The sequence below is a fragment of the Moraxella sp. CTOTU48717 genome, from assembly GCF_032057165.1.
Taxonomy (GTDB): Bacteria; Pseudomonadota; Gammaproteobacteria; order Pseudomonadales; family Moraxellaceae; genus Faucicola; species Faucicola tetraodonis.
In genome coordinates, this window is the sequence record NZ_DAMBBC010000007.1 from 41,799 (window position 1) to 64,693 (window position 22,895).

Sequence of the window (22,895 nt, forward strand, 5' to 3'; positions counted from 1 at the left end):
TTACTATCTATAAAAATTCTTGAGTATTTACTGCATGCTAACGATTGTACAAAGTAATAAAATCGATACGCTATTTGACCATTTGTTAAACGCCTACAAAAATCCCAGTTATCAAGGCTCAATTTTTGAGCCTTTTCAGGTGATTGTGCCATCTAAAGTCATGGGGGAGTGGTTAAAAAAACAAGTCGCAGATAAGGCAGGCATCAGCACCTTAGTAACCACCGAATTTTGGGGTCGCTATTTTTTGGGTCTGATGCAGCGGGTTTTAAGAACGTATGCACGCATCTCGGAAGACGACGATGTATTAGACGTGCCGGAAGTGGCAATGCTATCCAAAAACGTCATGCAGTGGCAAATCTTTGGCTATTTAACCCAGTACCGACAAGCCATTGTTGAGCAGCCGCGACATCCGCTTTATCCATTTTTATCGCCGCTGGTTGAAGACAAAGAGGCAAATAGCCCAAATGCGACTGGTTTTGCACCTGATACACCCGCCATCGTTGACAGTTTGAGCTGGGCGAATAACCAATCGCTACTGTCTAATGACGTGATTAGCCAATCTGCTGACTTACAAACCCAAGATCAACGTATCTGGCAGCTAGCCAGTGATATGGCAAATATGCTCAATCGCTATATGACTTATCGTCCGCAGTGGCTCACTCATTGGGGGCAAGACAAGCCTGTCGCGGTGAGTGACATGATTGCCAAAAAAGATGCGCTGCATAACCGCTTAAACGGGCGGGATGCGTCCAACGCCATCGAGACGCCTGACTGGCTCGTTGAGCACTACGAACAGCTAGAAGCCGCGCAGCGATTTTTATGGCGGCAGCTGTTTGATGATGACTACCGGTTTCGCGAGCTGCTGCATCAGCAGTTTTGGCAGGCATTAAACCATTCAGAGACCCGTATCCGCAATATCAGCCGTAGCAAGTTACCAAAACACATCTTTTTATTTACTTTGCAGCAGTTACCGCCGACAGAGTTATTGGATTTACAACGCTTAGGGGTGCTCACCGACGTCACGATTTTACACTTTAACCCGTCAGAGCAATTTTGGGCAGATATCGTTGATAAAAACTGGCTTATGCAGATGCAAATGGAAGACGATGCCAGCAAGCATGACGCTTGGTATCTAAAGGATTATGGTCATACCTTGTTGTCACGGTTTGGCAAACAATCGCGTGAAGTGTTTGCCATGCTGGCAAGCTTGTCGGGTAATGAATATGAACATGTGCTATGGCAAGATGATTTTGATAACACACCGCCTAATACGTTACTTGAATTTATCCAACATGACATCTTAATGCTAGAAGAAGTCGCGACCACTGCCAAAATCAATGACATGCTTAAACTGGTGAAAGGCGAGGAAGCAAAGGCAGCAAAAGCAGCTGAAGATAGCCGGCAAAACCTCGCGCAGCAAACCCAGCTTTTACAGCAGCAGCTTGCCAATATTCAAAGTAATGGGCTTAAAGATATCGAATCCACGCTTGGTCTATACAAAGCCATCAAAGACAAACTCAAGCAAGAATCCAATAAGCAACTTGAAAACGTGGAAAAATGGCGACCCAAACCACTTGATACCAGTATTGCCATTCATGTCTGTCATAGCATGGTGCGCCAGCTTGAAGTGCTACGCAGTATGATTATCGCGTGGCTAAATTATAGCGACATGCAAGCCACACCCGCGCAGATTCCCACCGATCCTTGGGATAGACGGGCATTGTCAGATATTTTGGTATTATTGCCCGATATCGAAACCCACCAAAACATCATTGAAGCCACGTTCCCCAAACATGTGGGCGGCGATGGCTATCAGTTGCCCGCCAAAGTGACAGGTGTGGTGGCAAAAGATATCAACCTGCTTTGGCAAGCGATTACAGGGTACTACACGCTGCTCAATCGGGCAGGCGCTCGGTTTCAGCGTAGCGAAGTATTTGATTGGTTGATGCTAGCGCCGCTATATGAAAGCTTTGGGCTTAATTTGGAGCAGATGACCCGTGCTTGTGATTTGCTGACTCAGGCAGGATTTATTCGCGGGTTTGACGAGCTGGATTTGCAGCAAACCTTAAGTGCTGCCGATGATGACTATCGATACACCTTTGCTTATGCGCTTGAGCGCTTGGTCGCTGGCGTGATGATGCCCAAAGCCACGGTGGTCAGTTTTGGCGAGTATACCAATAGCTTTGGTGTGGTAGAGAAGTTTGTACCACTGACAAACTTGACCATGGCGGATGCCGACATCGTCGCTGTGCTGTGTGATATTTATCAAACGTTGGATGACAATCGTCACCTAGGTAATGACGTCAAAACCCTGCCTGAATGGCTAACCCAAATAGAAAAGCTCATTCAACAAAAATTTAGCCTATTTAATCAAACCAATGCGTGGCGCGCGATTTTTGCCGCACAAAATGACCTAAAAGAAAATATTGAAGCCAATAGCAAATACCTCGCGACGGTAACAAGCAAAACCGCAAAAAATCCCAACATATCTACCGAGCCAGTGCAGCAAATTGACACTGAGCATTTGCCACTTAAACTCACTTTTGTACTCGAAAACATCGCCCAATCAATTATCAATCAGCAAGTGAGTGCCGAGCCGTCAGGCGTGATTACCTTTGCCCGTATCGGTTCAGTGCGTAGCCTGCCGTATAAATTGGTGGTGATGCTGAATTTAAATTTGTCTGAGTTTCCAAAGCAAGAGCAGCAAAACCGTTATAATCTGATGCAGGCAGGATTGCCCATTCGCGGTGACAGATTTCGAGAAGATGACGATTTAGGCGCGTTTTTGGATGCGCTATTGTGCGCCAAGCAAGCGTGCTGGATATTTTATAATGGTAAAAGTACCACAGATACCCACGAGCATTTACCTGCCAGTCCCGTACAGGAATTACTCGACTTTTTGCAAAACCGAATGGCGAGTGATGACGTAATCATTGACCCCAATAACGACCAAAATAGCCTAAGCAATAATTCTCCAAATCCCCAATCAGCCAACTTTGAACAATGGGTAAAAGCCTATTTGGTCACCCATCATGCCGCCTTGCCATTTGATAAAAGTTATTTTGAATTGCCGCAAACTGAGCAAAAAAACGAGCAAAAGAGCGAGCATAAAGATAAAGGTATTCAAAGTCCCGAGCAAATTAATGACGAGGGGGTATCCGCTGATTTACAACAAACCACAGCTACTCTAAACCAGCAAATCAAGCTATCAAAAACTGCCCTGTACCCACCTGCCAAAATCTGGCATAATCTTTATACAGCGCTGCAAGATAAAGACGCTACGTCCACTCAGCCAATCGTGCAAGTCTGGGATACAAAGCAACTAACCGACTGGCTATCGCAGTGGCAACAACTAAAACAGCAGCTGTCTGATATGCCTGAACAGTCGCAGCAGCATTATGTCAATTTAAGCAAAATCGTTGGCAACCTAGCCGATCCTGCCAAAGCCTTTGTAAAGGCACAAAATATTGCTATCCCTGCCCAAGGTGACAATGATAGCGTTGGCAATGATAGAAATGACAATGATAACGAGTTTGAATCGTTAACCTTGGATGCGTTAGATGGCTGGTTGTTGCGTAAATCTTTGTTAGACGCTTTTTTTGCACAAGCCTTGTCCGATAAGGGCGATAATACCCATAATAGCCATCAAAACGAGATGAAACTGGCAGCAAACGCACAAAAGCCAATGGTTCAAGAGTCAATCAACATCGCTATCAATGAGTTATTACCAGCCGGGGTGAACCGCTACCAATCGTTGCAGCAAAATCAGCAACAACTCAAAAAAGATTTGCAGGAATTTGTTCATCACTTAAAAACCATCAGCCAACAGCTCGAGGCTACTGAGGCAAAGTTGTTAGGGAATTTTTATTCAGATAAATTTGGGGCATTAGATGTACAAAATACGGACGAGGTCATCCAATGGGTGGCAACCGCGTTAACCCCCTGTGAAGAGCAGCGAATCGCCATCAGTGCCTTGGCGCTGGATAAACAAGCAGGACTGATGGACAGTAAAGAAAGCTGGGTCATCACTGCCAACTTGCCATTATATAAACCGTATCAATCAATTGAAAATAAGGTTGCCGCAGCTGCCAATCCCAGCTATTGGTTAAATTATTTGCCAACCTCTGGCAAAGAAAAATACCTGTTACAATTTTGGTTGCATCATTTATGTTGGCAAGTACTGCGCCGCACCACGGCTCAACAAGCACAGCTGAATGATGGCTTTTCGCTGTGGCAGTTTAGCAATAAAAAAACCGTGTATTTACCTGCCATCCCTTGTGAGCAAGCCTGTGGTTATTTGCAGGATATTGTGATGGTGTATCAACTCATCGATAGCGTCGTAACCATTGTACCGCCTGCTTTTTGCCTGTCATTTTTACAAAAACAACAAAAGCAGCCAGAGGCACCAGCCAGCCAGCATCTAGGTGATTGGTTAAAAGACAGTAATTTTAATTTTGTGGATGTGAACCAGTTTGACTACCCGATTTGGCAGCATTTAATCGGCGATTATAAACCATCGGTGATTATTGGGTTTGCACAGACGTTGGGCGCGCTGATTTATGAGCCTATGTTATCTATGGTCAAAGAATTGCACCAACTCATTGAAGCATGACACGCATTTTTATCGAAGAAATCTTATGAAACACGATATTCATACCCCAAGCATAAAAGTAAGTAGTGAAACAAATATCGAGGCAAACATCGAAACAAACACTCAAATAAACATCGACAAAGCACGCATTAAAGAAGACGCTGAACCTTTACTACCGCCTGCTGTCACGTTGCCATTGACAGGGCGCCATTTGATTGAAGCCTCAGCAGGCACAGGCAAAACATGGACGCTGACTGGCGTGATGTTGCGATTAATCGTGCAAGCGGGGCAGCCGTGTGAAAAAATTATCGCCACGACCTTTACGCGCAGTGCCGCCGCCGAAATGCGCCAGCGGATTCGTGAGCGTTTGCAAGATTTTTATCAATTGCTGCAAATGATTAATCATTCTACATTTACACCGTTAAACGACAGCGATTTGGATAGCAGCAAAGCTATCGCTGTGCAAAAATATGCACATTTTATTGCGCAGGTGCAAGCGCTTGCGACACAAAAAAATTTACTGGGTAAGTACCAAGATCCTATCAATCAACACTTAATCGAGTGGGTCGCCAAACAAATCTTTGGTTTGCCGGTAGATGTAACCGCTGCAGCAAGCCCAAAAGTAAGCCCGAGAGCAAGCTTAAACACCCTAAAGCCAAGCGCTGATGATAGTGAAAACAGCACCCACAAACCTGCCAAAAACACTGTCAATTTTCGTATCGCACTGCAGCGCACCACATTGGCGCTCAACCAGCTTGATCGCTTATTCGTCAGCACCCTCGATAGTTTGTGTCAAAAGTGGCTAAGAGAATACAGTAGCGAAACGGGGTTTTCTGCCGAGGTGCAAATCAGTAATGATGTCAGCGGCATCATCAAGGGTATGATTCACGACCAACTTAGGGCATTTATGGCGCAGGTCAATGCCAATATGCCTGAATTGTATCCAATGATGTTTGATAATAACGTGTTTTTACCGGTTGATGATTACTACGAGGCGGTCAATCGCGCGCTGAATTTTTATACCGCTGACATCGATACTGTACCATTGACAGCGTTTGATACCACTACTATTAAGGCGCTGATGCAGTCGATTGCAAATGATAATGATAGTGGGTTTGAGGCATATTTTGATAGTGACTTTCGTAAAGCCCAAGGGTTTAGTGCTAGCAATAAACTTCATAAATACTTTAACGAAATTAAAAATCTGCAAAATTTACTCAGCACGGGTGACATTACCAATGTTTTTGCTATGTACAAAGTTGGCAATATAGCTAAGGTACTAGATGGCATTGAAGATTTATACGCCAACGATAAAGGCTTTAATAGCAAAAAAGAACAGCAAAGCGCTACATTCAAATCCTTTGATATCGTGGACAACATGTGGCAGCTTATCCAACAAACGCAAGCCTTGCAAGACTACTTTAAACAAGTAAATTTTTACTTTACCCAGTTTATCAGCCGTTATGTGCGTACCCACCTACCAAAACGACTAGAATCACAGCGGCTAACTACCTTTGCCTTACAATTGGCGCGGTTAAACGATGCGTTATCGGGCAAAAAAGGTCAATCGTTAGCGCGTTATATTCGCCATCAGTATCCCATCGCCTTAATTGACGAATCGCAAGATATCAACACCGAACAAGCGTTACTGATTCAAAGGGTTTATTTACAAGACTTTGAGCCAGAGACAGCAGATAAAGTGGAAAAATCAAATGCTAAAAAATATCACACCCCATCGCAGTTTTTGCTGTTGGTAGGGGATCCCAAACAGGCAATTTATGGATTTCGCGGTGGGGACGTACAAAACTACACCACGCTAAAAAAATTATTTCCAGAACAACCCAAGTCACTGAACCAAAACCATCGCTCATCAGCCGCGCTGATTGATAGCCTCAATCACTGGTATGGCGTTGGCAAGCAAGATATTGACCCAAATCAAGCCGACCAGCTGCCCAATATCAACCAACAGCCGTATTTTATGGGGCGTGAAATTTATTATCGTAAAATCTCTGCCACGCGCCAAACCGCAGAGCTGGCTGTCGGTAATGCGGTAGACAATGAAGCTGCTAGCTTACCTGCATTCAATCATATTGCTATCGAATATAAAGCGCCCTATAGTCAGCAAGTGGTGGCAGTAGCCGAGAATGACGGCATATCAAATGATACTGAATCCTCGAATGACATCATCTCATCAAGTGATGAAAAAACGGTGGATTATGCCGATGCCATTGCCGCGCAAATTTTTGATTTATTTGATGATAGTAAACCATTAAGCTACCAGACTCGTGGCTTGACGCTGAGTGATATTTGTGTGTTGGCAGTCAAAAACAGTGAACTTCATACCATCGAGAAACGCTTACATCATCATGGGATTGCGACGGTCAGAGGCGGTAGTCAAAGTGTGTTCGGCGATAGCATGAGTGTTGATTTGATGACCTTGCAAAGCGTGCTGTTGACGCCATTTAGCGAATCAAAATTAAAATCCTTGATGTTGTCTAGTTTTTTTCAGCTGACCCTTGAACAAATCAACCAGTTGTATGATGCGCTTAATCAAACTAACGCCCAAGCGGCGCAAGGGCAAGCTCAGCCTCATCAAGCTCATCAAGCGTCAACAAACACCAGCTTGGCTGAGATTCAGCAGTTGGTATTGACCGCCAGCGAATTGTGGCAAAAACACAGTTTTTTGGTGGCTATACAGTGGCTGCTCAATCAGCCCCTTACTTTACCCAGCCAAATCACACTCAATTTTTGGCAGCGCCTCGCCAAAAATCCAAATGGCGAGCGATTGCTCATTGATTTGCGCCAGTTGTTAGATATTATTAGCGACCAGTTCAATGGACAGGTAGGCGAGCATCAACTGTTTGAGTGGTTCTGCGCCCAAGTGCAACAGCAGCCAAAAGAAGATTGGTCAACGCAGCAGCGCTTGCCATCTGATGAAGGGGTGCAACTGATGACGGTTCACGCGTCTAAAGGTTTGGAGTTTCCGATAGTGTTTGTGGTTGGATTTACCGGGGAGAGTAAAGCCAAGTTTCATGGTGCGCCGTTATATCTGTATGGTATACAAACCACTCATCAAGCAGCGCCCCAATTCACTCAAAACAATGATAACCCGCTGTTAAGCCGCCGATTGACCGCGTTACCCAGCCAAATAACTAATAACAACCCAATCAACCCAATCAATTATGTCGCCATTGAAGACCAATCTGCCTATGAAGAACGACTGCGATTATTGTACGTTGCCCTTACCCGCGCAAAAGAACAAGTGTATCTTGTGACTGTCGCCAAAAAATCTGCGGTGAAAAATTCTGCTTTGGCGCCTTTTATGGACGATTTGGCAAAATTTGCTGTCAAACAAACGTTGACTGAAACGACAAATATCATAAATTCAAATAGCCTAAGCAAATATTATAATTTGAAGCTAAATTTCAAACCCAAAACAAATGGGCAAAATGAACAAAATGCTACAGTCGCTAAGACAGTCGCTAAGATTGATTACGATGAAATCATCAAAGTTATCACCATCGACACTTTTAAAGGATGGGCGAATACCAGTTTTACCGCATTGTCTCGTTATATCGAGCATACCAGCGTTGACACAGTGGTTAATGCCGAAGATAGGCAAGATGATGATATTTTGTCAGCGGCGCAAACCCATTTATTGCTTATCCCCAATAGTCGGCTAGTGGGGGAGTCGAGTAACGAGATTAATTCCATTAGATTTAGCTTTGAAAAAGGCACAAACCCGGGGACTTTTTTACATAGTGTTTTAGAAGACATCGCCAATAATTACAATGAAACCCCTGAGTTGGCGGTGCCACAGCAAGATTCCAGAGCAGACAAGTTAAAACGCTGGTCAGTCATGGTGGATCGCACGTTAAGACGCTACCAAATGCCGAGCAATTATTTTTCTACAAAAGAGAGTAGTGCAGGGCAGTATGGCAACTGGCACGATATCAACATTGATGATTTGCAGCCTGATTATATTGCGTTGGTGGATTGGCTAGATGACATCATCCATACACCGTTAGCCGCTTCATCAGTGCCGCTGGTCAATATCAAATATAACCAAAAAGTTGCTGAATTAGGGTTTAATTTACGCTTAAACCAGCATTTGTCATTTAGCGACTTAAACACGTTGTTTCATCAATTTGATATCCCACTGCAATTGCAGAGCCAAGAAGTCAATACCATGGTTTGGCAGTATCTTAAAGGGGAGATTGACTTGGTGTATCAGCACGGCACACAGTTTTTTATCGTCGATTATAAAAGCAATTATCTTGGCAATGATTTTGACAATTATAACCAAGCAGCATTATATGATGCGATGACCACGCATAGTTATTGGTTGCAAGCAAGCATCTACCAAGTGGCGCTGCATCGCTATTTAAAGTTACGACTACCTAATTATGATATCAATACCCATTTGGGTGCGGTCGAGTATGCTTTTTTACGCGGTATGTCACCCAAACACGCTATCTGTGGGAAGCTAGTAAAACAGTTTGATAGTGCCTTTATCTTGGCACTCGATGATATGTTCGGCTATCCCAATGGCAATTAAAATTTAACCATTACGCATAAAGAATTTATCATGAAAACAAACACGACTGAGCCAACCGCTACAATTGAAGAAACTGCTAAATTAACCCAATTAGCCAATTTTATTCAATACCGCAAGCAGCAAAAATCACAGCTAACTAACAACAAAACCAATAAAAATAGCCTAAGCAAAGAGAATAAAAATAACGACCAAAAAACCAAAGAAAAATCGAAAATCTTGCAAATTTTTGATGAGCTCAATAACCAACTATCAGAAGGTCATACCGTATACGAGATGACTATCAGCGATGAGAATGAAAAATCACTGATAACAGAGTTGACGGACAATAACTGGGCAAGCGTAATAGGGGCGAGTGATGAATTACGCAACCATGATACCAATGCGCCTATCATTCTTCAAAAGCTCGCACAATCAGATGATGAAGTTTCTGCAACAGAACATAAGTACCTGGTCTGGCTACATCGGCAATGGTATGCAGAACAATCGTTAGCCAAGCAGTTGATGAAAATTGCCCATAGAAAAGTGGCAGCGTTTAGTAGTATATCTGCATCACAGGACATCGATAATGGTTTAGCGCCCAATGCGATGCAGCAGCTCGCCATCGACAAATCGAGTCAACACGCGCTGAGTATCATTATCGGTGGGCCTGGTACGGGTAAGACTTTTACCGTGGCTAAGCTGGTAACCACGCTGCAAAAGGGGCACGAGCACAAAAGAAAACAGGACCCTAACTTACCACCTTTATCTATCACCTTGACTGCACCGACAGGGAAGGCAGCGAAGCGTATGCAAGAGTCATTACGTATAAGCTTGCAAAAAAGCTTGCAGGATGAAGAAATCACTTTGGATAATGCAAAAACCTTACATCGGCTGCTAGGTATTGGTAGTGATGGCATACCACGCTATCATGCCAAAAATCCATTACCCGATGATTTGATTATCGTAGATGAAGCGTCTATGCTAGGGCTTGAGCTAGCCAGTCAGTTGGTTGATGCTATCAAACCCACGGGTCGGCTGATTTTGTTGGGTGATGCAAACCAGCTGGCGGCGGTAGACGCGGGGTCGGTTCTATCAGATTTGTGCGCGGTGACTCGCTTGCAGCCTTATATCACTGAGTTGACGGAGTCAAAACGCTTTGATTCAAATTCAGTTGTCGGTCAGTTTGCTCTCGCCATTCAGCAAAATTTGCCTGCGTCTAAAAAAATAAAGCTCATCCAGCGATTATTACAACCCAATGATTTACAATCACTTAAGTCATCTCAAAGTGAGAATCCACCAGACTTGGCTGGTAAAAAACAGCAAACAGCCAATATTCCTTTTTACCCAATTGATGCGTCTTCGAGTCTGCCTGCTGTTTTCAGCCAATTAGCGAAACCTTACCATCCATTTTTTGCGCTTATGCAGCAATGGTACAGCAAGCCCGTCAATATTTTTGAAGCGGATAATCGAAAAGGGTTATTTGAAGTATTTGATAGTTATCGTATTCTGTGTGCGGGTCATCAAGGACAATTGGGCACCCAATCAATCAACCAACAGATGAGCCTGGCTTTTACCGAGTTTTCTAAAATCACTCGAACCAAAGCTTACTTTTATCACGGTTTACCGATTATCATCCAAAACAATGATTATCAGTTGGGGTTATTCAATGGCGATATTGCGATTTGTCTGTTGTACCAAGGGCAGTTATACGCGTGTTTTGCAGAAAAAGTGATACCCATTCAGCGATTAAGCCGTGAAAGTTGCGACTATGCGTATGCGATGACCATTCATAAGTCACAAGGCTCAGAATTTCACACGGTCGCCATTTGTATTGATAAAGCGCATACAAGGCTACTAAGCCAAGCGCTGATTTATACAGCGGTGACGCGCAGTAAATCCGCCTTATCCATATATAGCGCTAAAGAGAATTTTGAGTTAGCGGTGACGCAAAAAGCGGTGCGACAAACTGGGTTGCAACTACAATTTGATCATCTTAACAACACGCCATAAAAGATAGGTCATAAAAACCGACATCATAAAAAGATATCTTCTAAAAAAATACGCTATAAAAAAAGGTATCATGCGATACCTTTTTATTTATGACAAGCAGTTTTACACATTTTTTAACGCATAAATCCCTGGCATATGGCGTAGATACCCGTGATAGTCCATACCGCAGCCATACACATAGCGATCCGCCACATCGAGACCCACAAAATCAACTTTAAACTCTTGTACTTTTCGGTCATGGAGTTTATTGAGTAGCACACAAGTGCGGATAGATTTTGGATTTTCTTTTGCCAGCTCGTCCACCACCGCTTTTAGGGTAATGCCTTCATCAAAGATATCATCAATCAATAAAATATCTTCACCCGCCAAATCAATTTCAGGTTTGAATTTCCATTCAAGTTCATTGGTGCCTTGGTTGTTGCGATAGCGAGTCGCATGGATATAGTACATACGATGATAAAAAGTAAACTGGGTAAGCAATTGACCTGCTGGAATCAACCCGCCATTCATCACCACCATCACAATGGGGTTTTGACCTGCATAGTGCAGGTTGACACTGGCTGCCAAACGCTCGTAAGCACTACTCACTTCAAAACTACTGATAAGACATTCAGAATTGCGTAGCGCTTCTTCGATTTGCTGATTGCTAAGTTGATTCATGGTGGACCTATTAATTTAAAAAAATAAGTGGGCTATTGTAACGCAGTTTTATCTAATTGAATAATAACGGTTAGCAATACCTAATTGTTAAATATTAACGCTTGGTAATGTTTGGTAAAACGCTCCAGCGATTCTTGCGGCATTTGTGGGATTAAACGGTGTAGGGCAATGTCAATTACTTTGACGATGATGCCGTCAGTCACTGGAATTGCCGCACGTTTAAGCATATTTAAATTGAGCGTTTTGGTAAAATCGACCAAAAAATGCTGCAAACAGGCTCTGGTTAGTTCGCTAAATAACCGAATCAAATTTTGCTGCTCTTCAAGCCCTTTACCTGCTTGGACATTTTCTATGGTAGCCAGTAAACTCTTTGCTAGCTCGTCAGTGAGTGGCACTGAGATACGACGTTCACCCAGTTGGGTGTTTTTTAACACTTTTTGGTCAAAAAAATCAAAGCTAGGTAACACATCTTCATTTTTTGTAGGGCTTAGCAGTGTGTTAATCAGTTTGTCGCTAGTCGCTTCAATGGTTTCTGCGGTTTTAATCAAATGCGCTTTTCGTTCTGAATCATCCGGTAGCGATTCGATTAATTTAATCAGTAGCGCATCCATCAGCTCTTTACTGGTCAACTGGGTGATTTTATCGCGATAAACGTCATAACGTTCGCTGCTTTTGCTAGCAATCAGCTCATATGCCTTATCAATGGTAGCGCTCAATTCTGCGGAAGGGGTAAACCCAAAATAATAGCTCATAATATTTTTTCGTTATCCAATGATTTCTTCAGGGTAATCAATCACTACCCAGCCATTTTCTATCCAATCACAAATTATATCAGTTTCGACATCGGCTGCTTGCAAAATTTGCTCATCGACGGATTTGCCATTGGCGAGCCGAATGAGGAGTGATTGCGCGTTAGCGGGTATATCGTCCGCGTCAATGGCACAGCCATTGACATAAATTTTTGCTTGAGTTTTTGAGTCGGCTTCAGTTTGGGTAAATACAATACGGCTAGACATGTCTTGCATGATGACAGCACCCGCTGCCAAGGCGCTTTGTATTTCATCAATATCGGCATACGTGTCAGGCAGCATCAGCTCATATTGACGTTTGCTTACCGTTTCGCTAATCGCTTGAGTCATTATTTCATCGCCAAGTTCAGAGTTTAGCAGCGCAATCAGCTGCGCTTTGATATCGTGAACGCTGGCTATCGACAGCTCGCCTGCAACTGCAGAAGGTTGGTTGATTTTGAGGGGAATGGCTAAATCATCAAAATGGGTAGCCACATCCGCCAAACTATCGAGCAGTTGTAATGGGGTAGGGCGCCTAAATCCAAACGAAAAAGTCAAACAATCCTCAACGGCCACCCCGTAATGGGAGAGATTGGTCGGTACATACAGCACATCGCCTGGCTCAAGCACCTCATCAAATATCAGCTCGCCCATCTCATTCATCAAACGAATCGGTTGCCCTGCTTCAAATTGGGTTGTTTGGTCGCAATACTTGCCCAATTGCCAATGACGTTTGCCGTACCCTTGCGCCAAAAAGACATCGTAATTGTCGTAATGCTTGCCAACGCTGCCACCTGATGGCGCATACGACACCATGATGTCATCACGTTGCCACTGTGGAATAAAATCAAACGCATGCCATAGGTTGCCAAGCGCTGGCGACCATTGTTCCATATTTTGCACTAGCACCGTCCAATGTTTTGGCAGCTTTTGAAAGTCTTTAGCGGTAAGAGGGCTGGTTTTAAGTGACCATTGCTGGTTATTTTCGCTGATGAGTCGGGCAGTGGCGTCTTCATCTTGGGCAAGTCCGATGATATCGTCTGGCTCAAACATACCAACCAATTGCGGCAAGCCCTGCTTGATTAGGAGTGGTTTTTTTTGCCAATACTCGCTCAAAAATTGTTCGGGGCTGATATCACTAGGCAAACAAAAGTGCTGGGTCATATTTTTTCATTCAGTGGGAATATGTAACGCGCATTATAGCAAAGGCAGTCTATCAAAACCCCATAATAAAATTTTTTTCACCAAAGTGTAAAAAAAGCGTAAAAATATGAAACATATTGAACTGGAAAGTTTCATATTTTTTGTTGTATTGGTTATAGCGCTCGTATATAGTCAATACTCACAAGGAAGTACTCACAGGAAAGTTAGACGAGCAATATTTGATTGACTCGTTGGTTATACCACAACAAAGGAATGTTCTATGACAGCTATTTTAAATCAACACGAAAACTACCTACAAGCAGACCAAGCTTATGGTTTTCCCTTGCTTATCAAAAATTTATTGTCTCGCGCCAAAGTGGTCTCTGGCGACAAAAAAATCCATTATGCCGACAAAACCAGCTACACCTATCATGAGTTTTTCAAACGTGTCAATCGCTTAGCCAATGTCTTAAAAGGCTTAAACCTACAAAAAGGCGATGTGGTTGCAGTCATGGATTGGGATACACACCGTTATTTGGAATGTTATTTTGCCATTCCGATGTGTGGCTATATCTTGCAAACCGTCAATGTGCGTTTGTCAGAAGACAAAGTGCTATATACCATCAATCATGCCAAACCAAAAGCACTACTGCTAAATTCAGAATTTTCACCGATGATCAAAAGCCATACCCAAGATGCGCCATCGGTCGAGCATGTGATTTGGTTGGATGATAACAACACGCCAATGGCCCCATACGCCCAAGGCGAATACGAAACCATGCTAGCGCAAGCCAGCGATGAGTACGAGTTTGAAGATTTTGATGAAAACACCATTGCCACAACCTTCTATACCAGCGGCACAACAGGCAACCCCAAAGGCGTATTTTTTAGCCATCGTCAAATCGTCATGCATACGCTCGTCGTTGCCGTTGCCAATGCACTTAATATCGAAGGTCAAGGGCTGCGCTACTCAGATGTCTATATGCCAATGACGCCTATGTTCCATGTCCATGCTTGGGGTTTCCCTTTTGTCGCAACCATGCTAGGACTGGAGCAAATCTATCCGGGTCGCTATGTGCCTTCTACTATGGTTGACTTGGTAAAAAAACACAATGTCACCACCACGCATGGCGTACCAACGATTTTGCAAATGCTACTGGGTGAAATCAACAGCCGCCAAGAAAAATTCAACGGCTTAAAAATGGTCATCGGCGGCTCTAAACTCAATCAAGGGCTTGCCAAAATGGCTGTAGCCAGCGGCATCGAAGTTTGTACCGGCTATGGCATGTCAGAGACTTGTCCTATTATCAGCATTGTCAACTTTGATGAAACATTCCAAGACATGAGCGAAGAACAACAAATTGAGCATCGCTGCTTGTCTGGCTCGCCGGTGCCATTGGTCGATTTGCAAATCTGGCACAATGGCAAACGTATGCCAAACGATGGCACATCCACAGGCGAAATCGTGGTACGTTCACCTTGGTTGACGCAAAGTTACTACAAAAATCAGGACGCAGGCAACGAGCTGTGGGAGGGCGGTTATCTGCACACCCAAGACATCGGTTGGATGGACGCAAAAGGCAATGTCAAAATCACCGACCGACTAAAAGATGTCATCAAATCGGGGGGCGAATGGATATCTTCGCTTGAAGTAGAAACCATCATGTCATTACACCCAAGCGTTGCCGACATTGCTGTGATTGCGATTCCTGATGCGCGCTGGGGTGAGCGTCCGATGGCGTTGATTGTGCTCAAACCCGATTATCAAGACACCAAAGCTGAAGACATCATCGCGATTGCGCAACAAGCGTATGAGCGCGGTCATTTGCCAAAATACGGTATTCCGCAGGATGTGAAATTCATCACGGAATTGCCAAAAACCAGCGTGGGTAAAATTGACAAAAAAGTCATCCGCGATCAATATGCCCAAGGGTTATTTGCTTAGACTGTTACTTAATCATGACAAAGTAAAAAAGAAAGTAAAAAAGGTAGAATTTTTTCTACCTTTTTTATTACCCAACCAATCAAATAATCAAGCAATCCATCAAACCATTAACCGTTGATTGACCTTTGCCATTGATAACGGGTAATGTCGGGCTTTGGCAATATCGTTTGCCACTATATTGACCTCATTGACATCAATTTTGTGCCAGTTAGGACGTTTGCAAGCAGATTTCTCTATCAAATTAGCGTCAACTAGCGCATCCATGACTTTATCCGCCACATCTAGGGTAGAATTGGCTTTCACATTTTCTGCCACCGCATAACGCAGCTTGGCAAACACCTGTAAATCTGCGACGCGCACGGTAATATCATCACTCGGTACTTGCTGCCCACCATATAGCGCATTATCTCCCGCTTGTGCAGTTCGAAAACTTGGCACAAATTCACTGACATAATCTATGGCGTTTTGGGTGCGTTGTTTTAGGGCGTTTGGCTCCCAGCCGTTTTCAATATAATTTAGATATTGTGGATTAATAGGCGGTTGGCTGCTTTCTTGGGTGGCTTTGGTCAAACCATCATTAAATAAAGTGATGTTTTCGGTCATGCCATGTAGCTGAAAAAACCCGTCAGGATAAGGGGTAAACTGCGCCATGCCATTGGGCGTGCCACGCTCACCATGAAAAATAATCTCAGGCAAACGCCCCTTATAATCACGCCATTCACTGATATAAGAAGCTTTAAATTCTACCATGCGTTTGATATGCACGCCTGCTTTGTCATCAATAATACCGGTTCTAAAACCGCAAGCATTGACCACAAAATCGGCATAGATACGCTGCACCTCGCCATTTTCATCGGTAAATGACACTTGCCAGCCATCCATATGACGTTTTAAATCATCAACTTGGGCATTTAGATGTACTTGAGCGCGCTGTAGGCGCTGCAATTGTAAAAAAGCACTGGCAGAGAGTCTAAAAATATTCCAGCCAAATTCTTGCACTGCAATGATGGGGTATTGCAGTTTTTCCAAATCCATTACTTTAAGAGCCGCCACAACCCACTCATCTGTGGTGCTCGGAATGTCTTTAGCTTCTAATTGAATTAGCTGTTGAATTTGCTGTTTGTCATACACTCGGTAATAATCTTCGACATTGCCCAACACGTGGTTGCTAGGGTCAGCATCAACCAATGATTGATAGTAAGCCGTTAACATATCAAGACGTGGCAGTAAGTCAGTGGCGGTATTGTTATCCCGTTTTGGCACCGTGATAAGGGTGGGGCGTACATCAATACTCTCTGGATACAACTTGGCAATATCAATACATTGGCGCATCAACATGCGGCAATCTTCATCACTGATTTCGCGGTACAAATTGCCACCTGCATGCAGATGACACATGGGTGGGGCGTTGATAAGGCTAGCATTTTTTTCAATCAAATGCACATGGATGCCCGCCATCGCCAGCCGTATAGCTATCGTAGAACCTGCTGAACCACCGCCAATCACTGCTACGGTTGGTGATTGCGTACTTGAATTAACGTACATAATTTTGCCCTTATGCGTTGCCCAAAATGAAGAAATAAATTGTAGCGGAAAATAATCTAGTTACTGTGACATTTATGCAGCAATTGTCGCTTTTGTTGTTAATAAATTTTACCTAATAGTATATATTAAAATAAGTAGTATTTTTTATACTTTTTAGTATAAAAACATATTGAAAATTCTAATTTTATCAGTTAAAGTTAATTTAGCTTAAAAAGCTGACCTGTATTTTATTCAACAATCATAATTAAATAAGGAAAATAAGTATGTTAAAACAAGCCTTCTTAGCAGCAGCGATTTCTACTACGTTATTAGCCGGTTGTGCCACGACGCCAACCCATACCGCTCATGCACCGATGCACGCAGCTAACATTGTTGATGTAGCAAAATCAAATCCAGATTTTTCAATATTAGTTGAAGCGGTGGTAGCCGCAGGTCTAGCCGACACTGTCGCGACCACTAAAAACATCACCGTATTTGCGCCGACCAATGCTGCCTTTGCGAATTTACTTGCTGAGCTCGGTATGACCAAAGCGCAATTGTTTGCAAACAAACCGTTATTGCAATCTGTGTTAACTTATCATGTGCTGCCAGCCACAGTGATAGCAAAAGATGTTAAGCCAGGTATGGTTAAAACCTTACAAGGTCAAAACGTCATGGTGACTTCAAATGGTAAATTACAAGATGCCAATGGACGTATTGCCAACATTGTCACCACAGATATCAAAGCGAGCAATGGTGTGGTACATGTGATTGACCGTGTCATATTGCCAAAAAGATAAGTTATCAGCCATAAATTGTCGTTTTTATGGATAGTTATAGTAGCCAACAATTTATTGGTCTGATGACATAGCGGTGATACGAGTCATCGCTATTTTTTTAACTTTCAAAAATCGTATAGAGCGGGTAAAACTATGAAACGGATTGCCATTATCGGTGCAGGATTGGCAGGGTTAACTTGTGGTAAAGCGCTGCAACAAGCAGGGCACGACGTAGTGATTTTTGAAAAATCCCGTGGCATCGGTGGGCGACTAGCAACGCGCCGTGCTGAACCATTTTATTTTGATCATGGTGTTGCCGCGTTTACTGCCAGTGACGACGATTTTCAAGGTTTTGTCAATCAATTACTCACTGAAGAGGTGGTTGCAGTGTGGGCAGTTGACCAAGCTACCCCCGATAATTCCTTTGTATCTACTGTATCTACCAAACCACACTCCGTGCCCAAAGTCTCTGACAACTATGTCGGCATACCCGCCATGAATGCCATTGGTAAACATCTTGCCAGTGGTTTAACTGTGCAGCGTAATACCAGAGTAGCCTCTATCATTGACCATCATCCAATTTTTAATAGTTGGGAGTTGTTAAGCGACAAGGGTGAAACATTGGGTCAGTTTGATTGGATTATCTCGGCGATGCCTGTAGAACAAGCAAAAAGCTTTGCTCAAACATCGCTACATACCAAAGTGTTGAATAAATATGCGCTTATGCCTTGTAGTGTGCTGATGCTGGGATTTGATACGCCACTGGCTTTAGACTATGAGTATGCCAAAATCGAGAGTGAGGATATCGATAAAATTATCGTCAATAGTGCAAAACCCCATCGCAAAGGCGGTTATAGCCTTGTGGTTCATAGTACCCCAGCATGGACGAATAGACATATTGAGGAAGATAAAACTGCCTGTATCAGCCATTTGACACAAGCGGCGAGTCAACTATTGGGTATCGATTTATCGACTGCAGCACACAAAGACATACACCACTGGCGCTATGCCACAGGCGAAGCGGTTAACTCCCAATCAGGTGACCACCAGTTAGGCTATCTACTAGATAGCGACCAAAATATCGGTGTTTGTGGGGACTGGCTACTTAAGGGTGATGTCGAGTCTGCCTACTTAAGCGGTCAAAAACTGGCAAAAGCGATGATTGAATTACTAAAAAGCGAGTAGCGTATGCAACATATCGCCATATTTGGTGCTTCTGGCGCGATTGGAAAGGCATTTTGTAATTGTTTAGCTATCGCCTATCCAAATGCCACCATTCATGCCATTGCCAGAAAACCCCCGGCATTTAGCCACCCTCATATCGTCCCTCATCAGCTTGATTTTGATGATGAGCTGGCTATCGCCGCGCTTATCAAAGAGATAAGCAGCACTCAAGCGTTGGACAGTGTCATTGTGACGATTGGGTTATTACATGAGTCTAAAATCGACGCTCAACACATCGCGCCTGAAAAATCACTGCGTGATATCACAGCCGATCAGCTGCACCAATATTTCCATATCAATGCGGTATTACCGATGATGATTGCTAAATACGCCTTGCCCGCCTTAAACAAATCCTCCCAGTCGCTATTTGCCGTATTGTCGGCACGGGTAGGGAGTATTTCGGATAATCGCTTGGGCGGGTGGTATGGTTATCGAATGGCAAAAGCAAGTTTACATATGGGCATTAAAAACTTAAGCATCGAACTGCAACGAAAAAACCCCAACGCAATTATTGTTGCTTTGCACCCTGGCACGGTAGCCAGTGAGTTATCCAAACCCTTTCAAAAAAATGTGGCAGAAGGCAAGTTATTTACCGCAGCGTTCTCAGCACAAAGTTTACTTAAGGTTTTGCATCAGCTTACGCCTAAAGACTCGGGCAAAATTTGGGCTTGGGACGGCAAAGAAATCATGCCTTAAATCTGCCTTAAAATTGTACCTTAGCCTTGTATTAGGGTTGTAGCTGCGTACCTAGCTTAAGGCTAATCCATCAACCAGTTTTTGTAGATGACGCCCACAATCACGCAAGTTAATCCTGTCACCAAGCCGCCCCAAATAAAATCAACCAGTGCCGCAGTTTTATCATAACCTTTAAGTAATGCTAAGCTTGTAAAATCATACGTTCCATATGCCATTAGCCCAATGACCACCCCATATCCTGCCAATACTGCCAATGACGCGTGAGATTTTAGCTGCGGGTAAATGACCACCACACAAAGCGCAAAAACATAAAATAGATAAAACACGCCTGCTGCGGTCATATTGGGTGATTCACTGAGCAGATGTCCAATGCGGGGGGCATAAAAGCGTTGGGTCATGGTTTTAAGCCATACGGCATCAATACCCAAAAATACCATGACGGCGATCAGATATACCCACAGATAGTTTAATGGTGCCATTGCTAAATCCTTGTGTCCTGTTATTAATTATCATGAACCCGTTACCGCGCGAATTGGATTAACGGTACTGGGCTTTTTCAAGGCGTACTTGCACCACGCCAATGGTTTTTTCCAAAAATCCTGCTTCACAGTACGCAAAATAAAAATGCCACAAACGTATAAACGCATCGTCATAGCCGAGCGCCTTGAGCTGCGGTAGCGCCTGCATAAAGTTATAGCGCCAATCAATCAAGGTACGGGCATAGTCATAGCCATAATCAACCAATGACGTTACTTGCATATCGGTATGGTCACGCGCTTGGCTAAGAATTTCACTGTTAGACAATAAACACCCGCCGGGGAAAACATGGGTTTGGATAAAATCCACCGCGAGCAAATATTTTTGATAACCCCGATCATTAAAGGTAATCGCTTGTAATACCATCAGCCCATTATCTTTGAGCAGTCGATTACACTGGGCAAAAAAATCTGGCAAATATTCATGACCCACCGCTTCAATCATTTCAATACTGACCAGCTTGTCATACTTGCCGGTAAGCTCACGATAATCTTGTTTTAGCAGGGTGATTTTGTCGGTTAGATTGGCAGCGGCAATGCGGCGTTTGGCTTCTTCATACTGCGCGTCTGAGATAGTTGTGGTGGTGACACGGCAGCCATATTGGGTGGCGGCATAAATAGCAAACCCACCCCAGCCCGTGCCGATTTCAATGACATGGTCGTCAGCTGTTAACTCAGCTAATTCACAAATTTTTGCCAACTTGTGGGTTTGTGCTGCCGCCAAGCTTGATGAGGGTGTCGGATAAATTGCCGATGAATACATCATGCGCTCATCCAAAAATAATGCATACATCGCATTGCCAATATCATAATGGGCTAAAATATTGGATTTGGCATTGTTTTTATCATTATGCCGATTGCGGTGTTGGCGGTGTTCCCAGCGTTTGGTCAAATTGGCAAATTTGGCTTCGATGGTATTGATGAGGGTCAAATTGCGGGCAATCAAGCGTAAAAATGCTGTTAAATCATCGGCTTTCCACAAACCATCAATATAATCATCAGCAAACGCAATCGAACCGCCTGTTAATAGGTGTTGATACACCTGCGGTGAATGGATGGTGATTGTCACTGCCAAAGGATGATTGCCAATTTGTTCCCCTAGCGTTCGTTGCGTATCGCTCACTGGCGACTGTGTTACATGCTCAGTATTCATCACGCTAACACCGAAGGTTTTATGAGTCGCTACCTTAGTCGCCACCTTAGTTGCTACATTGTCAGACTGACTAAAGGTTTCAATTACGGTTAGATGACCCTGTTTGAGCTTTGATAGCAATAAAAATATTATTTGCCGCGCCGCTTTTGCCGCACTTTGTTGAACAGGCGTGAGCAGATGGTCAACAATTGGGTAGGGTAGATAATCCGTAAACGAGCGCCGCTTGGCTAAATCGGATTGACGGCGTTTCACCAAAGTCTCCTTACCTTTTGATAGGTGATTTGACGGGTGAGAGGTTGCAGTGTTTTTATCCTCTAAAGAAGATGGTGTCATAGTCAATTCCCATAAAAAATTTCAGTTAACTATTGGGGTAAACGTTGGTTATAAGCTTGATAAGGTACACGTTTTAGCACGTATAATTTAAAAGCCTGCCAGTAAATTTGCAGTAATGATGTGGCACTCATCCAGGGTCGGCGCTTAATTGCCGTTATCACCGAAGCCTCGTCCAATTGAACGCCTTTTAGACTCACGCCTGCATTAAACACTTTGCCGCGGCTATCTGTCAGTCCAATATCAATCACAACATCAAAGCCATTTTGCTCGGGATTGTCATTTGCCGATGCATAGCGTTTAGGGTGAATCTCAACACGCCAATGATATTGCTGATTGATGGGATTAAAAGGCGATACATGAAAACCTTTGTCATGTTGGTACAAGGTCTTTTCACCTGCGAGTAAAAAACCATAGTAATGGCGTTTGTTCCAAGGGGTGTTAGAGACTTCTGCCAAAAAATGGCTTGGCTGGTGGTTCTCATCAAAGCCAATATAAAAATTAACTGGGCTAAAATACCAACCCATATTACGTAACACGACCAAAGCCACCACCTCGCCAGTCGGCTGACTGCCAGTCAATTGCTGCCAAGTTTGTTGGGCTTTGACCAATAAACTAGCCGATGGCGCAGGTTGTCCTACTGAAGCGGTTAGACAGTTGTCCAAAGAGGGGTCTAATCGATTGATAGCAAAATAATCTGCTTGATGGAATTGATAAAGCGCCCAATGGTGCTGCGATAGCAGAGGGAGAGTCAATGATTGTTGCAGCGATTTTTTCAGCCATTTTTTTTTCAGCCATTGGGGCAACCATGTTGGCACATCACTAGCGACCATATTAACCTTAGGTAATGGATTGTCCGCTAGCTGGGTTAAATTGACCGCCCAAAACCGATAGGGGTAATGAAATTCATGAGGGGTAGGGAGTTGTCTGGCATGCCAAGTCATACCTTGCAGGATTTGATGGGCAAATGTCATGATGA

At 43.6% G+C, this 22,895-nt stretch carries 14 protein-coding genes; 7 read left to right on the forward strand and 7 right to left on the reverse strand.

The window, feature by feature from the left end; genetic code table 11:
- The first annotated feature begins 34 nt into the window (after window positions 1-34).
- The 3 genes from RT084_RS05735 to recD are packed head-to-tail and all read left to right on the forward strand — an operon-like array spanning window position 35 to window position 11,138.
- Complete coding sequence (locus tag RT084_RS05735; RefSeq protein ID WP_313098014.1) at window positions 35-4,612, forward strand: exodeoxyribonuclease V subunit gamma; 4,578 nt, start codon at window positions 35-37, stop codon at window positions 4,610-4,612.
- 25 nt (window positions 4,613-4,637) lie between these two features.
- On the forward strand, window positions 4,638-9,149 hold the full coding sequence (locus RT084_RS05740; protein WP_313098016.1) for a UvrD-helicase domain-containing protein: 4,512 nt from the start codon (window positions 4,638-4,640) through the stop codon (window positions 9,147-9,149).
- A 30-nt stretch (window positions 9,150-9,179) separates the two neighbouring features.
- Entirely contained in the window at window positions 9,180-11,138 is a 1,959-nt protein-coding gene (gene recD / locus RT084_RS05745; RefSeq protein WP_313098018.1) for an exodeoxyribonuclease V subunit alpha, read from the forward strand.
- Between the two features lie 102 nt (window positions 11,139-11,240).
- On the opposite strand, the gene RT084_RS05750 is transcribed toward recD, so the two are convergent.
- The 3 genes from RT084_RS05750 to RT084_RS05760 form a co-directional block, all read right to left on the reverse strand.
- Entirely contained in the window at window positions 11,241-11,798 is a 558-nt protein-coding gene (locus RT084_RS05750; protein WP_007115322.1) for a hypoxanthine-guanine phosphoribosyltransferase, read from the reverse strand.
- 80 nt (window positions 11,799-11,878) lie between these two features.
- Complete coding sequence (locus RT084_RS05755; RefSeq protein ID WP_312114319.1) at window positions 11,879-12,550, reverse strand: hypothetical protein; 672 nt, start codon at window positions 12,548-12,550, stop codon at window positions 11,879-11,881.
- 12 nt (window positions 12,551-12,562) lie between these two features.
- A complete protein-coding gene (locus RT084_RS05760; protein ID WP_312114321.1) occupies window positions 12,563-13,750 on the reverse strand; it encodes a cupin domain-containing protein in 1,188 nt (395 codons plus the stop codon).
- Window positions 13,751-14,009: 259 nt separating this feature from the next.
- Between RT084_RS05760 and RT084_RS05765 the strand changes: the two genes are divergently transcribed.
- Window positions 14,010-15,674 carry a fatty acid--CoA ligase gene (locus RT084_RS05765; protein WP_095355397.1) on the forward strand — a complete coding sequence of 555 codons (1,665 nt, stop codon included), beginning with the start codon at window positions 14,010-14,012 and terminating at the stop codon, window positions 15,672-15,674.
- Window positions 15,675-15,773: 99 nt separating this feature from the next.
- Here RT084_RS05765 and RT084_RS05770 read toward each other — a convergent pair whose 3' ends face one another.
- On the reverse strand, window positions 15,774-17,219 hold the full coding sequence (locus RT084_RS05770; RefSeq protein WP_313098020.1) for an FAD-dependent monooxygenase: 1,446 nt from the start codon (window positions 17,217-17,219) through the stop codon (window positions 15,774-15,776).
- A 263-nt stretch (window positions 17,220-17,482) separates the two neighbouring features.
- Here RT084_RS05770 and RT084_RS05775 point away from each other — a divergent pair, with 263 nt between their 5' ends.
- The 3 genes from RT084_RS05775 (at window position 17,483) to RT084_RS05785 (ending at window position 19,897) form a co-directional block, all read left to right on the forward strand.
- Window positions 17,483-17,998 (forward strand): fasciclin domain-containing protein, encoded by a 516-nt coding sequence (locus RT084_RS05775; RefSeq protein WP_313098022.1) that lies wholly within the window; start codon window positions 17,483-17,485, stop codon window positions 17,996-17,998.
- A 132-nt stretch (window positions 17,999-18,130) separates the two neighbouring features.
- The gene (locus RT084_RS05780; protein ID WP_313098025.1) at window positions 18,131-19,162 is read left to right on the forward strand and encodes an NAD(P)/FAD-dependent oxidoreductase; all 1,032 of its coding nucleotides are present in this window, start codon (window positions 18,131-18,133) and stop codon (window positions 19,160-19,162) included.
- Window positions 19,163-19,165: 3 nt separating this feature from the next.
- Window positions 19,166-19,897 (forward strand): SDR family NAD(P)-dependent oxidoreductase, encoded by a 732-nt coding sequence (locus RT084_RS05785; RefSeq protein WP_313098027.1) that lies wholly within the window; start codon window positions 19,166-19,168, stop codon window positions 19,895-19,897.
- A 62-nt stretch (window positions 19,898-19,959) separates the two neighbouring features.
- Here the strand turns inward: RT084_RS05785 and RT084_RS05790 are convergent, their stop codons facing one another.
- The 3 genes from RT084_RS05790 to RT084_RS05800 are packed head-to-tail and all read right to left on the reverse strand — an operon-like array spanning window position 19,960 to window position 22,890.
- Window positions 19,960-20,376 (reverse strand): DUF2177 family protein, encoded by a 417-nt coding sequence (locus RT084_RS05790; protein WP_312523025.1) that lies wholly within the window; start codon window positions 20,374-20,376, stop codon window positions 19,960-19,962.
- A 58-nt stretch (window positions 20,377-20,434) separates the two neighbouring features.
- Window positions 20,435-21,919 (reverse strand): class I SAM-dependent methyltransferase, encoded by a 1,485-nt coding sequence (locus tag RT084_RS05795; RefSeq protein WP_313098029.1) that lies wholly within the window; start codon window positions 21,917-21,919, stop codon window positions 20,435-20,437.
- Between the two features lie 29 nt (window positions 21,920-21,948).
- The gene (locus RT084_RS05800; protein WP_313098032.1) at window positions 21,949-22,890 is read right to left on the reverse strand and encodes a DUF1365 domain-containing protein; all 942 of its coding nucleotides are present in this window, start codon (window positions 22,888-22,890) and stop codon (window positions 21,949-21,951) included.
- Between the last annotated feature and the right edge of the window lie 5 nt (window positions 22,891-22,895).